General features: G+C 48.3%; 11 protein-coding genes and 3 pseudogenes. 6 read left to right on the top strand and 8 right to left on the bottom strand.

The genetic code is table 11. From position 1 onward, the window contains the following. Positions 1 to 143 precede the first annotated feature (143 nt). Entirely contained in the window at positions 144 to 1559 is a 1416-nt protein-coding gene (locus RCF31_RS00515; RefSeq protein WP_299449333.1) for a glutamine synthetase family protein, read from the bottom strand. A gap of 211 nt (positions 1560 to 1770) precedes the next feature. Between RCF31_RS00515 and puuD the strand changes: the two genes are divergently transcribed. The 3 genes from puuD to RCF31_RS00500 are packed head-to-tail and all read left to right on the top strand — an operon-like array spanning position 1771 to position 4391. Continuing rightward, a complete protein-coding gene (puuD, locus tag RCF31_RS00510; protein ID WP_416412120.1) occupies positions 1771 to 2535 on the top strand; it encodes a gamma-glutamyl-gamma-aminobutyrate hydrolase in 765 nt (254 codons plus the stop codon). Continuing rightward, the gene (gene puuR, locus RCF31_RS00505; RefSeq protein ID WP_299449327.1) at positions 2532 to 3089 is read left to right on the top strand and encodes an HTH-type transcriptional regulator PuuR; all 558 of its coding nucleotides are present in this window, start codon (positions 2532 to 2534) and stop codon (positions 3087 to 3089) included. Before puuD ends, puuR begins: the two co-directional genes overlap by 4 nt. A 24-nt stretch (positions 3090 to 3113) precedes the next feature. Next, a complete protein-coding gene (locus tag RCF31_RS00500; RefSeq protein ID WP_416412119.1) occupies positions 3114 to 4391 on the top strand; it encodes an NAD(P)/FAD-dependent oxidoreductase in 1278 nt (425 codons plus the stop codon). A gap of 34 nt (positions 4392 to 4425) precedes the next feature. Here RCF31_RS00500 and RCF31_RS00495 read toward each other — a convergent pair whose 3' ends face one another. From RCF31_RS00495 to RCF31_RS00465, 7 genes are read right to left on the bottom strand one after another with little or no spacing between them, the layout of a single operon-like run. Beyond that, complete coding sequence (locus RCF31_RS00495; RefSeq protein WP_416412118.1) at positions 4426 to 6732, bottom strand: hypothetical protein; 2307 nt, start codon at positions 6730 to 6732, stop codon at positions 4426 to 4428. Between the two features lie 30 nt (positions 6733 to 6762). Then, positions 6763 to 7566: a glycosyltransferase family 2 protein gene (locus RCF31_RS00490; RefSeq protein WP_416412117.1), complete on the bottom strand. Its 804-nt coding sequence runs from the start codon at positions 7564 to 7566 to the stop codon at positions 6763 to 6765. A 12-nt stretch (positions 7567 to 7578) separates the two neighbouring features. Continuing rightward, positions 7579 to 7935 carry an EamA family transporter gene (locus RCF31_RS00485; protein WP_299449309.1) on the bottom strand — a complete coding sequence of 119 codons (357 nt, stop codon included), beginning with the start codon at positions 7933 to 7935 and terminating at the stop codon, positions 7579 to 7581. Next, positions 7932 to 8765 carry a sugar phosphate isomerase/epimerase family protein gene (locus RCF31_RS00480; protein ID WP_416412116.1) on the bottom strand — a complete coding sequence of 278 codons (834 nt, stop codon included), beginning with the start codon at positions 8763 to 8765 and terminating at the stop codon, positions 7932 to 7934. Before RCF31_RS00480 ends, RCF31_RS00485 begins: the two co-directional genes overlap by 4 nt. Further along, positions 8762 to 9535, bottom strand: a complete 774-nt coding sequence (locus tag RCF31_RS00475; RefSeq protein WP_416412115.1) for a pyridine nucleotide transhydrogenase — start codon at positions 9533 to 9535, stop codon at positions 8762 to 8764. Before RCF31_RS00475 ends, RCF31_RS00480 begins: the two co-directional genes overlap by 4 nt. 17 nt (positions 9536 to 9552) lie before the next feature. Next, on the bottom strand, positions 9553 to 10557 hold the full coding sequence (locus RCF31_RS00470; RefSeq protein WP_299449302.1) for a glycosyl transferase family 2: 1005 nt from the start codon (positions 10555 to 10557) through the stop codon (positions 9553 to 9555). Between the two features lie 2 nt (positions 10558 to 10559). Next, positions 10560 to 11702 (bottom strand): NAD(P)/FAD-dependent oxidoreductase, encoded by a 1143-nt coding sequence (locus RCF31_RS00465; RefSeq protein WP_416412114.1) that lies wholly within the window; start codon positions 11700 to 11702, stop codon positions 10560 to 10562. Positions 11703 to 12044: 342 nt separating this feature from the next. On the opposite strand from RCF31_RS00465, the pseudogene RCF31_RS00460 reads away from it, so the two are divergent. The 3 pseudogenes from RCF31_RS00460 to RCF31_RS00450 form a co-directional block, all read left to right on the top strand. Continuing rightward, positions 12045 to 12200, top strand: a pseudogene (locus RCF31_RS00460) (FAD-binding oxidoreductase); the annotation flags it as partial. A 135-nt stretch (positions 12201 to 12335) separates the two neighbouring features. Then, positions 12336 to 12565: pseudogene (locus tag RCF31_RS00455) on the top strand (GtrA family protein); the annotation flags it as partial. Positions 12566 to 12573: 8 nt separating this feature from the next. After that, positions 12574 to 13391, top strand: a pseudogene (locus RCF31_RS00450) (glycosyltransferase family 2 protein); the annotation flags it as partial. Positions 13392 to 13452 lie beyond the last annotated feature (61 nt).

Genomic DNA, 13452 nt, shown 5'->3' with positions numbered 1-13452 from the left:
CGGCCTCGGTTAAATTATGGTGAAATCACTCTGCAAAAAATAACCGACGCGATAAGCGTCGGTTATATTGGTATTTTGCAGGGCGCATATTTTGCCTTAATTACTGGCTTCAATACAAGATGTTGCCGCTATTCTTCCTGCGATCAGGCATTCTTCAGCATCCAGTCAATCTCGGTTGCGGTGATCAGCCGCTCAAACTGCATCAGTTCGTACTGTTTGCAGCTATGCCAGACGGCACTGAAACGCTCCCCCAATATTTTTTGCAGCGGATAGCTGTTCTCAAATTCATACAGCGCATCACTCTGCCGAATCGGCAGCGCCAGCCCCTCCGCCTCATGACCATTGCCTTTCACCGGATGCGGTAGCGGCAATGCGTTGTCCAGACCGTGCAGAATACCGGCAAGAATGGTTGACACTACGAGGTAAGGATTTGCATCGGCTCCGGCAACACGATATTCCACGCGATGATTTTCCACATCGCCGCAGGGAATACGTAACGCGACCGTGCGATTGTTATGTCCCCAGGAAGCCTGCAACGGTACAAAAGCATCCGGCAGAAAGCGACGATACGCATTTACATTTGGTGCCAGCAACGCCATGGAAGCCGGCATCAAATCGATCATCCCAGCCAGCGCACGCTTCAACAGTGGTGAATCGCTACCATCATCCAGTGAGAAGGCGTTGTGATCGGCCGCATCGAGCATACTGATATGTACGTGCATCCCGCTGCCCGCATACTCCTCGTAGGGCTTCGCCATGAACGTTGCGGTCATGCCATGATTTTCCGCCACCTGACGCACCAGGCGTTTCAGCTGGATGGCGTGATCGCAGGCTTTCAGCACATCACGCGTGTGATGCAGGTTGATTTCAAATTGTCCTGGTGAGGCTTCGGCCAGCGCACCATCCGCCGGAATGCCTTGCTGTTTTGCCAGGTCGTCAATATCACGCAGCACGTCGGCGAAGTGATCGAGGTTATCCACCGAATAGACCTGGCTTTGCATGTTGCGTTCATCACTGCCAGGCGCACAAGGCGGCTGGATATACCCTTCTGCATCACGCTTTTTATCGACCAGATAGAACTCCAGCTCTACCGCTACCACCGGAAATAATCCGCGATTGCGCAACTGTTGCCACAGCTGATTGAGGACATTTCGGGGTTCAACGTCAAAGGGAGTGCCATCTTGGTTGCACATGGTCAGCAGCAGTTGTGCAACGCGTTGGGGGTCGGCAGCAGAGGGCATTAAAGAACCCAGGACAGGAAAGCAAATATTGTCTGGCTCGCCGAGCGCCTGTCCCAGTCCGGCCTCTTCGACGGTGTTACCCAGAATATCCATGGCAAAGACCGAAGCCGGGAAGTAACAGCCCTTTTCCAGTTTTGCTAACGCTGAGACGGGAATGCGCTTACCGCGAAATACCCCATTCAGATCATTTAAAAGTATATCGACATACTGCGTTTCAGGATGGCGTTCCAGCCAGGTTTTCACCTCCAGCTGGAACGCGCTGGTTCGCTTCTCTTCACTATGTCGCGTGAAGTCTTCTACTTCCACGAGGTTCGTCATGATCCCACCCGCCCTTTACCGTTTTGTCAGGTTTGCGCAATGCTCAAAATAACAGCCACCCATCTAACATAGCTCCAACACAAAAAGTGTGCAAATGTAACAAATCTGTTTGAAGATTAGCCAGGTGGTTGCTAGATTGACAATATATTGCACACTTTTACCTCAAGTGCGCATTATCGGCGAAAATATTGAACAGCGACGCGGAGACGTAATGGGCATTATTTTTGACAAACCCTTGATTGGCGTAGTGATGTGCCAGAACAACATTGGCAGCCATCCGGGTCAGACCGTTCATAACAAGTATCTTGATGCCATCGTGCTCGCTGATGGCCTGCCCCTCCCTTTGCCACATCAATTGATGCAAGCTCCTCATCTATTAGAAAACAGTATGACGCTGCTGGACGGTATTTTGCTCACCGGCAGCCCGAGTAACATTGAACCCTGGCATTATGGTGAGGAAGGGGTGGAATCCCATGCCGACCCGGCGCGCGATCGTCTCGCTTTTGGTCTTATCACCCACGCGATGGGTAAAAAGATGCCGTTACTGGGTATTTGTCGCGGTTTACAGGAACTGGTGGTGGCGAACGGCGGTGCGCTGCATCGCTACCTGCACCTGACGCATCAGTTCCAGGAACATCGTGAAGATGACTCGTTACCACTGGAACAGCAGTACGCACCGGTACATGAGGTAAAACCGGAAGCGGATGGCCTGCTCAGCCAGTTGCTTGGTAGCGATGCCGCTTTTACGGTGAATTCGCTCCATCAACAGGGGATACGCGAACCCGGTCCCCAGGTGCGCATCGAGGCGCGCGCGGCCGATGGCCTGATAGAAGCGGTGAGTTTACGTCAGCACCCGTTTGCCCTGGCAGTGCAGTGGCATCCGGAGTGGCATTCGACCGACGATCCGGTTTCGCGCCGGTTGTTCGAAGCATTTATTCATGCTGCTGCTCGTTATCACAAGGAAAAACGACCATGAACGACGCCACTCTGGCGCCCGGACGACGTTTATCACAAATCCGCCAGGAGCTGGGATTGTCTCAGCGCCGCGTTGCCGAATTATCCGGTTTAACTCACAGCGCCATCAGCACCATCGAGCAGGATAAAGTCAGCCCGGCGGTGAGCACCCTACAAAAACTGCTCAAGGTTTATGGCTTGTCCCTGTCGGAATTTTTTTCCGAACCCAAACAGGATAATACCCCACGGGTGATTATCCGCCCTGACGATCGTGTCGAGATCGGTAGCCTTGGGGTGTCGTTACAATTAATTGATAACGGTGTACCACAGCGCGCACTGGCGATGCTGCTGGAAAATTATGCTCCTGGCTCCAGCACCGGTGAAAAACTGCGCCATCCCGGCGAAGAGACCGGGACAGTGCTGGAAGGCGAGATCACCCTGGTGGTGAACGGCCAGAGTTATCACCTGTATGCCGGTGAAAGTTACGTGATCGATACTGGCTTGCCACACAGTTTTACCAATATGTCCGATCAGCCATGCCGGATTGTCAGCGCCCACTCTCCGGCAAATTTCTGACGTTTCGCGCATAAGGAGGTTGTGATGCAACATGTGGAGAGTTATTACGCCGCAACTGCGAATGCGCACCAGCCCTGGCCAGCACTGCAGGAAAGCATTCAGTGTGACGTGTGCATTATTGGTGGCGGCTTTACCGGGCTGTCATCGGCGCTGTTTCTCACCGAGGCTGGCTATGATGTGGTGGTGCTGGAAGCGGCGAAAATCGGCTTTGGTGCCAGCGGCCGTAACGGCGGTCAGGTGGTGAACTCCTACAGCCGCGATGTTGATGTGATTGAACAGCGTTATGGAAAAGATACCGCGAAGATGCTGGGCAGCATGATGTTCGAAGGGGCGGACATTATTCGCGATCGCATCGATCGCTATGCCATCGCCTGTGATTATCGACCCGGAGGCATTTTTGCTGCGCTCAACAACCGCCAGATGGGACATCTGCGCAGTCAGAAAGTCAGCTGGGCACGTTATGGCAACCATGATTTAGAACTGCTTGATGAACGTGCTATCCGCCGGGAAGTGGCGACCGATCGCTATGTTGGTGGTCTGCTGGATAAACGCGGTGGACATTTGCATCCGCTGAATCTGGCGCTGGGTGAAGCCGAAGCGATTCGTCGGCATGGTGGGCGTATTTATGAGCAGTCCGCCGCACTGCAAGTGGCATATGGCACACCGAATCGGGTGAAGACCGCGCAGGGGGATGTCAGCGCCACTTTTGTGATTTTCGCCGGAAACGCCTATCTGCCTTCACAGCTGGAACCGCGTCTGAGCCGCAAAAGCATGCCCTGTGGTTCGCAAATCGTCACCACTGAACCGCTCAGCCGCGACCAGGCGCTCGGGTTGCTGCCAAACAATCATTGCGTCGAAGATTGTAATTATCTGCTGGATTACTTCCGCCTGACTGCCGATAACCGCCTGCTCTACGGTGGCGGCGTGGTGTACGGTGCGCGTGAACCCGATGATATTGAGACGCTGATTCGGCCAAAATTGCTACGTACCTTTCCGCAACTGCGTGATGTGCAGTTGAGTTATCGCTGGAGCGGCAATTTCCTGCTAACACTGTCGCGCATGCCGCAATTCGGCCAGTTGGAGAAAAATGTCTATTTTATGCAGGGCGATAGCGGGCATGGCGTAACCTGCACCCATCTGTCCGGCAAGCTGATTGCGGAAGTGCTACGTGGCCAGGCGGAACGTTTTGATGCCTTCGCCAGATTGCCGCACCTGCCCTTTCCGGGCGGCAGACGTTTTAAAATCCCCCTGACGGCGATGGGTGCTGCCTGGTATGCATTAAGGGACCGGCTGGGGGTGTAAAAAAGGGAGCGAAAGCTCCCTTTTAGGTTCTGGCTTATTGAAGTGTGATAGGTTTGGCGAAGTTACTGCATTGCAGCAGTTTTCCATCACCGGCAATTGACACACCGACCTGATAATTTCCTTTAAAATCCGTGACATCTGCCACAACTTTATAACCGGAATTGATTAAACCTGGCTTATGGAAATAATTCGCCACATCACCACGTGGAGTAGGCGTCATTGGCGCATAGAAGCGCTGCCCTTGATCATTGGTCAATGTTAACCATGCCCGTTCGGCAGGCTGATTATGTTCGATAGAAAATGCGGTCCAGCCCGCACTCGTCAGCCTTGTTTTCGTCTGTCCGTCAAGAACCATACGTATCGGTTCAATCGCATCGATACTGGCATCACAAGTTGTCGTTATCTCAGACAACCCTGCAGGTTTTTCAGCCGTAAATGTCTGTAATGATGAGTTTTCGACTTTAATATTATCAAAAGGATAGTTTTCCCAGCTCGCCTGGAAATCATCTTTGAAGTAGTGCCGATTCGGTGTCTCAAGCATCACTTCAATGACGCGTTCTCCTTGCTGAGGGAAGCTATCAAGCCAGGGGGACACCCAGACTCCACTCTGTGCATTAATAATATTCAGGCGATAACGCTTAATTTCACCACTGCCCAGTTTATAATTTACGTAGAGAATACCACCACGATATAGCGTATTTTGTAATTTCGCCATCAACGTTAAATTTAGCTCTGGTTTAAGTTTTACCGCACCAGAAGTGAATTTAGGTACAGGAATCCATTCACCAAAATGCAAACTCACTTTGCCCAGGACTTGTGGTGTTAATGGTGCGCTCTGTGGTTTTTTCTTCAACAACATAACAGGCGTTCCTCTTTCTCCTGGGAAAGTACGGATTACCTGATAATGGCTCAATATCGCCGTCGACGTCAGAGGGTCTTCATTGAGGACATATTTGTTATCAAAATCATTATATGCCTCACAATGAGGGTCGGTACACATCATGGTCGCAGTCCACAACACGAACTCAGGGGCATCATCACCGGCAAAAAAGTCAGCATTTAGATTATCCAGCACCGGTGTCAATGTCATATAGTTTTGAAATGATGGGCGATGGTAGTAATTAAGTTTATTAGCTAATAAATATTCATTGCTATTGGGGTAGACATCAATTTTTTGATTGCCAATTTTTGCAACAATATCGGAAGGCAATATGTATTGAGGGTATTTTCCAGCGGCACGGTCAGTATAGCTTTGTGAAAAATCTTCATGCGTATTCAAGTAGGGGAGTTTATTTACTCCGGAGAAAATTGATATACGCCCCATCGTAAACATCAACGCCACTATAAAAAATGCTAATGCAATCCATTTGCGCCTTGAACTTATAATAAAGACCAAAGACATTAATGAAACAGGAAAAATAAAATAATTTATATAGTGATCGGCACGTGAAAATCCAATTTTTAAAAAAATCAAAAGAAGACCATTAATGGTCAACAACAATACCGGTATATTTTTAGCGAGAAAAAAATTAAAGCAAACGAAAACAAGAAAAATTATGATGTAAGTAGCGTTTTTCAAACGCACATCATACGTCATATCAACTGAGTTACCAAAGTTAAGCTGTGAATTGATAACGGTGTAATCAATGATACTGCTGGCATGATGAAAGATAAGAAGACCGAATAGAAAATAGAAAATGACAGCTGTGATTGTAAAAAAAACCACTGCTGAGAATTGACGCTTTATTATTCCTTTCGAAAAAAAATAGCTACCAAAAGTAAGCAATGCAACCATGCCATAAAAAAAACGCACGTAAAATAAAAACGAGATAAAAATCCCAAGAAAAAACAATGCTCGTTTATTTTCCAACCAGCGTTCCTGGCCTATTGAACAACAATAAACTATGATAAAAAGCGGCAGGATAAAATAAATTGCTGCCGAATCGAAAACTCTTACGACTCCAACATAAACTATCGCTAAAAGAATAACAGCGCGATATCTGATAGCCAGACGCAACATGATTGCCCAGCTAATTGCAGCATACAAACTAATAAATATAGCAGTGAGCCAATGCGTAAGCAGGGAGTATTGGACAACGACCTTGCCACTCAGCCAATATAATGGGCCATAACTAAATAGAAAATCTTGCGGACCAGTAAAAAAGTCCGGTAGCACATTTACCCATTGTTCAGCACCACCCACTGATCCAACATTAAGTGGCTGCTGACTTGTTGCTGTAAGAATAATGGAAAATATAAAAACAAACAACTGAGCGAGATTAAATAATTCCGCTCTTGCATTGCCTGTCTGGATAGTATTAGCACGAGAAAATGCAAACATAAATCATCCTGATCATAGCAGAATTAATATTTAGTTATACTTACCAAAGCAGGCAGCAAACAGAATCGACAAAACTGACCAGTTACCACGGATAGCGCTAATTTTAGTGGGAACTTCACCTTTCGGGTAACGACGGACAGTCGCAATCTCAAGGCAACGAAAACCCAATTTTGGCGCGCGATAAGAGAGATAAGCAAGAAGCTCATAAGTCGAAAAAATGTCGCGGAACGGTGCGATACGCGCATCAAGCAACATTTTACGGCTGTAAGCCCGGAATCCCTGAGTCGTATCAGTCCATTTAAAACCTGAAAATACACTCAGCATCGGCGCATGAATAAAACGGATCGCGAAGTCGCGTGAAGCAGGGGTATTTTCAGCCACGCCACCTTTGACAAAACGTGATGCCTGCACAAAATCCACACCGTCTTTCAATGCAGCAATAAACTGCGGGATGGCATCGGGATCGTCTTTATCGTTACCATCGATAGTAACAATGCCTTCATATCCCTGGTCCAGCGCAAATGCATAACCACAGCGCAGCTGTGAACTGAGTTTGCCCGGCCCGGTTTTTAGTAATAATCCGCTGACCTGCAACTGTTTCAGCGCTTCCAGCTCCAGAGAACCATCGCGACTGCCACCATCGACAATTATGATGTCAGCATAGGACGCAACATTAATCGCCGCCATACGGGCCAGCAGATTACGAATACGTTCACCTTCATTGATTACCGGAATCACTACACAATAATCATGTGTTTTGCCCTGCCACATCTGGCGCTCAAATGCAGGAACTTCCCAACCGGCACGAAGGTTTTGAGGTATTGATTCAGTCATAATATTTTCTGCTTACTTAACTTTTAGAGTAATCAAGGCGACGCCCGCCATCACCATAAAAATCCCGGCAATGGTTGACCAGTAAATTGGCTCACGAAACACTAATACTGAGAGTAGCGCCACACAAGCAATGGCACCTGAGGTCAGCACCGGGTGAGCAACATTTAATGGCAGGAAGGCCAGTGCGGCGGCATAAAGAAGGAAAGCCATACCATAAAGAAAAATACCCAGCCACAATGGCCAGTTAGACAATACGGCCAAAGGCTCTGCCAGGCTCGGCAACTTGCGAGGCGGTGTCATCGCCATCTTTATCAGTACGCTTGCGGAAGCATTGGATGCGATTCCAAAAATAAGGATCAACCATTTCATACCGCGGCTCCTGCTGAGTCACGATAGTGTCGGGTCACAAATTCTAAGGCTTCATCAATGGCAGACAAAGGGGATTCGTTCTGTGTCATCAGCATTTCAATGGTGGCAACCCGTTGTGGCAGGGCATGATTGATGGCTGCGGCTACAGTCGTATGATCAACCGCGCTACGACCGAGTGGAATAAGGTTTGCCTCGCTCAGATGAATATGACCGATGATGTCAGCATCTCGCTGCATGATCTCGCTGATGCTTTCCTGATTGATCGCAATAGCGCCGGTATCCAGCTGCATTTTAATTCCGGGATGATTAACCTGACGCACCATGGCTGCGGCTTCAGCCGTTCCGGTCATGAAATTAGCGCCATAGCATTCAGGATTCGGCTCCAGGCAAATCACCACACCTTCGCGTTGAGCGATATCGCCCAGGCGACGGAAGAAATCGCTGGCGATGTCACAGGTGGCTTCATCGCTTAAACCCTGGCGATCGCGATTTTTGGGGGAGCCAAAAACCAGAGCAGGGATACCCAGCCCGGCTGCGATGCGGCTGACAGCCTGCAAATGGTTCAGCATCTTTGCCTGAACAGCGGTGTCAGCAAACAGATTCAGCCCCTGGGTACCGAAAAGCAGCGATTGCATACCTGCCAGTGTAATCCCCTGCTGTTCCCAGCGCTGTCGTACTATGGCGATATCATTATCGCTAGCCTGCAATGGATCGGGAAAATATTTACCGGGCGCAATATCGATAGCATCAACTTGCCAGCGATGTAACAGGCGGCAGACCGCCTCGTCATCGGCCGGGTCCCAGGCAATGTTTGAGATTGAAATTCTCATCCAGCTTTCCCGCCGTTTTCAGATTGTGCATAGGCACGAATAGCCATCAATGATTCACGACGATTGTATTGATAATCTGCATCGCTGGTGAACAGATGGCTATAACGGCTTTTCATACTGTAATTGCCCGGTTTAGCCTGCACATGATTAGTAAATTCGAAGCCAAAGCCGTGTTTTGCCACATCAGCCACACTTACCGGTGCCGCAGTCAAATGCAGCAGCTTTAGTTTATGCTGCAAGGCAATCTCGATGTCATACCACAGGTTGATCATGGGATAGAACTGGAACACCCCGCGGCTTTCGATTTGCGCGACGTTATTTTCATGCAAAAAATCATAAATGATATTTTTTTTCAGGCCCGGTCCAACGAGCCCTGGCAGACGCACAATCAGTGCATCAGGGAAGTGCTGGCTGACAAACTGCTCAAGATAGTAGCGATGTAAACCATACGCGTGTAACCCAGTCGTATCGATCGGGGTCGCCTCATCCACATTTACCGGATCTTTAAATACATCAACAGTGCTTATCAGAATAAACTGACGGCAGGTCACCGTTTTTAATTTTTCGATCAGCGCTTCGATTTTCTGTAAATCGTCAGCGGGATCTTTATTCGCCAGCCACTTTTGCGCCGGTGCGCCAGCACAAACGACGGTATCGAAAGTCTGGCCGACAATCTCATCAATGTTAGTGGAGCGATAGAGCGAGTCGAAATGACGCTGCTTCAACAGCGTGGTGCCAACAAAACCAGAAAATCCAATTAGTGCGTCCATGTTAACCTCTGAGTAAATTAATTGTCGCGGCCAGTCTGTACGTGATTGGCTTCCGGCGCCAGCGATGTATCCATGACATTTACCCGGTTGGTATTCACCATAATTTCGCTGTTACGCTCATAGACCACCGCATATTCAGCCTGGGCGCTACTTTCGTCCAGTAGTCGGCCTAAATATTCGCCAAAAAACGCCATCATCACGAATTGAACGATAAATAATGAGGTCATAAACAGTATAGTGGTCGTCCATCCTTCCGCGACATTGCCATTCAGCAGATGAATAAACACGCTATAACAGGCAAAAACAAAACCCGCCACACTCCCACACATTCCCAGCACGGACATCCAGCGCAACGGGCGAGAGGAGTTAAACACCATTAAACGTAATAAACGTCGCAGAGACTCAACCACGTTAGCGCCTTCAGACTCTTTAAACGGGGTATATTTCAACTCGCCCGCTGGATAGCCTGTTTTTTGAATGCGCAGGTAAAACTGATGGTGAAAACGACCAATTCGCGTCACAGCATTAACCGCCCGACGACTTAAACAACGTAAGCCGGTAGCATTACGGGGAATATCATAATCGATAGTGCGCAGCGCGACATTCATCAAACGACGGATAATACGGTAACGTAGTGTGCGTACATGGCTCGACACCCCAACCACCACATCAGTACCACTACGGCATTGATTCACAATTTCCGGCACGATATGGATCGGATCGGACAATGGATTCCACAGAACGACAAAATCCCCGATAGCACTTTCCAGACCCGCCGCCAGCGCAACATCGTAAAACACCGCGCTGGAAAGTTGAATAATACGCACGCAGGGAATGTGTTTCAGCACACGGTCTTCAACTTCAGCATGTGTTGTGTTTAATCCGGGGGCGATAACAACTAATTCATAATCGCTGTAGTTCTCATCTAACAGCGATCCAAGTTTTGATAATGGCTCATAAATGTTTTCCAGATGGTTTTGGATAACAATCACCACAGAGACAAATGATTCACTTTTTATCATTATTAATTCAGCTCAATCAGGCGCTCAATTTCATGCAACGCGTCATAAATATTGTCAATTTTGCCACCCATCACGCAGTGCAATCCTCTTAAACCGTGGTTGGCACGGAAAAGAATAGGACGGGAATCGTCGCTGTCACTACGGGGTAAAATTGTTTTTACCTCCCAGATTGAACGCTGGTACTGGCATTCGCTCAAACCGGGAACATAACGTTGTGCATCCCGCAGCATATGACCCCATGCCGACTGACGCGGGCTCTGATCATATTTAATGTGGGGATCTTCATAAGATTTACTGGCGACATCACTCCATTGGTTATGCGGGGTGTAGCGCACATGACTAAACGAATGCAGCTGTGCCGAAGGAAATGGCATGACCGAAAAAAACGGACCGCACATTAGCGTCAGACCCATTTTTTTAAATTCATCAGGAACATCGACCAGACACATTTCCGTCATTTCATGACGTAAAGGAATCAATGCCAGCCCTGAACCATCCAGAAGGTAATTGATACGTGAATAGGTGCAGTTAAACACATGATCGGCATAAACCGTTTCGGGCTGACCGGAGATTGAGGTGAATACCTCAAGCCCATCGCCATACTGCCGGACTTTTTCCACCGTCGCATCTGTAACAATGCGCACATTAGCCGCTGACAGTCGTTCAATCATGAGGTCGCGCAGCTTGTGGGAATCAAATGCATATTCGCGAGTGGTGAACACGGAATCAATCAGCGCCGGGTTCATCAGACGTTTGACTGAAGCTGGCGCTTCGTCACATTCAGCACCAATTCGCTGGCAGAAACGCAGGAATTGATCGCCAGTGACTTTGCTTAGTGACCCGGCCACCAGGTAATACTTAGCAAAATCATCATCTATACAGTCACGAAATTCATTAACGAAACGCGGAAAAGAGAGGCGCGATCGTAAAGCGGTAAGAATACTTCGAGGGTAATGATAGCCATTGTGTACACGCGCCTGATTAACATATGACGCGCGTGACATTAGCTGTTGGCTTTTCTCAAAAATAGTGACCTGACAACCCTTTAACGCTAGCTGTTCCGCCAGATATAAGCCGAAAAAGCCACCGCCAGCGATAACAATATTTTTCGCCGGGCCAGCCTTATTTTTTGAGGCCTGTTGCATATGTGATCCCCAAACCTGACAAACCATTCTTAGGCAATGTCTGATACTTTTTTTGTGTCAGGAATGATACTGACTTTGCAATTAAAAGGAAACGAAAAGGAAAAGTTAAGATTGCGTAAGATCAGGTTCCAGGAGGAAAAAGATGTTTCTCGTGCCACATACTGAAGATTAGGCGGTGAAAGGCAGATAAAGGCAGTGGAAAAAAGTGACTTAACCCAAAGACATAGTCATCGGATCACTCCAGTTATACTCAAAACCTCACTCTCACATATCACACTGCCGTCGATGATTTTTCCGACATTTCCCAGGGGGGTCGGCAACGAATGTCGGCGGTGTCAGGTCAAGCTGATTGCGGAATTGCTACGTGGTCAGGCGGAACGTTTTGATGCCTTCGCCAGATTGCCGCACCTGCCCTTTCCGGGCGGCAGACGCTTTAAAGTCCCCCTGACGGCAATGAGTGCTGCCTGGTATGCGTTAAGAGATCGGCTGGGGGTGTAAAAAAGGGAGCGAAAGCTCCCTCAGGATCATGTAACCCCACTCATCATGATGAAATGATATCCTGCATGAACAATCCCTTGCTTCAGTGGCAGGCAAGTGTAAGGATCTGCACCTCACTTGCTACAGAACATCGCCATTCTGAAACTCTTTGCAAGATACACATCGGTGGGTGTGATCAACACGTTAATCCACTGGATCACCTTCGCCATCTGCGTCGAACGGGGTCTCCATCAATCTTTGTCCAACTTCATTGCATTTCTCGTTGCTGTAACCTTCTCATTTTTCGCTAATGCCAAATGGACGTTCGGCTCAATGCGACCACCATTCGCTACATCATGTATGTGTTCTTCATGGGAATGGTCGCCATGATGATGATGTTGAAATAATCTTTGTCAATGATGGCAGCACCGACAATACCGAGACGTTACTTCAGCAAATTGAAGAGACCGTTCCCCCTCGTTAAACATATCTGCTTTACACGTAATTTTGGTAAAGAACCTGCATTATTTGCCGGACTTGAATCATCAACGGGTGACGTGGTTATTCCTATCGATGTGGATCTGCAGGATCCGATCGATGTCATACCTCGTCTGATCGCAAAGTGGCAAGAAGGAGCTGACGTTGTTCTGGCAAAACGAGTTGATCGTTCGTCCGATAGTCACCTGAAGCGCAAAAGTGCTGAATGCTTTTATAAATTGCACAACATGATCAGCAAGCCGCAGATTGAAGAGAATGTGGGTGACTTCCGCCTTATGTCTCGTGAAATCGTTGATAATATAAAACTGCTGCCTGAGAGGAATTTGTTCATGAAGGGCATTCTTTCATAGGTCGGTGGCCGTACTGCAGTCGTGGAAAATACCCGTGCCGAGCGGATTGCCGGTTTGACAAAGTTTAATGGCTGGAAGCTATGGAATCTGGCGCGTGAAGGGATTACCTCGTTCTCCACCTTCCCTTTACGTGTGTGGACATATATTGGCTTTTTCGTCGCCGGATTATCATTCGATGATTATCGACAAGCTGGTTTGGGGCAACCCTGTGGCGGGTTATCCATCAATCCTCGTGTCGATTTTGTTTCCTGGTGGCGTTCAGTTAATTGGTATCGGGGTACCTGGTGAGTACATCGGAAGAATTTATGTCGAGGCTAAGAAAAGACCGAGATATATTATGAGAAATAAAGATAACAACTCATGAAAATATGTTCACGTGTCACACGCTGAAAAATCGGCGGCGACACGTGAAGGAAGACCGTGAA

It is taken from the genome of Pantoea sp. App145, assembly GCF_047947045.1.
Classification (GTDB): Bacteria; Pseudomonadota; Gammaproteobacteria; order Enterobacterales; family Enterobacteriaceae; genus Pantoea.
This window is presented reverse-complemented; position numbering and strand designations above follow the sequence as displayed.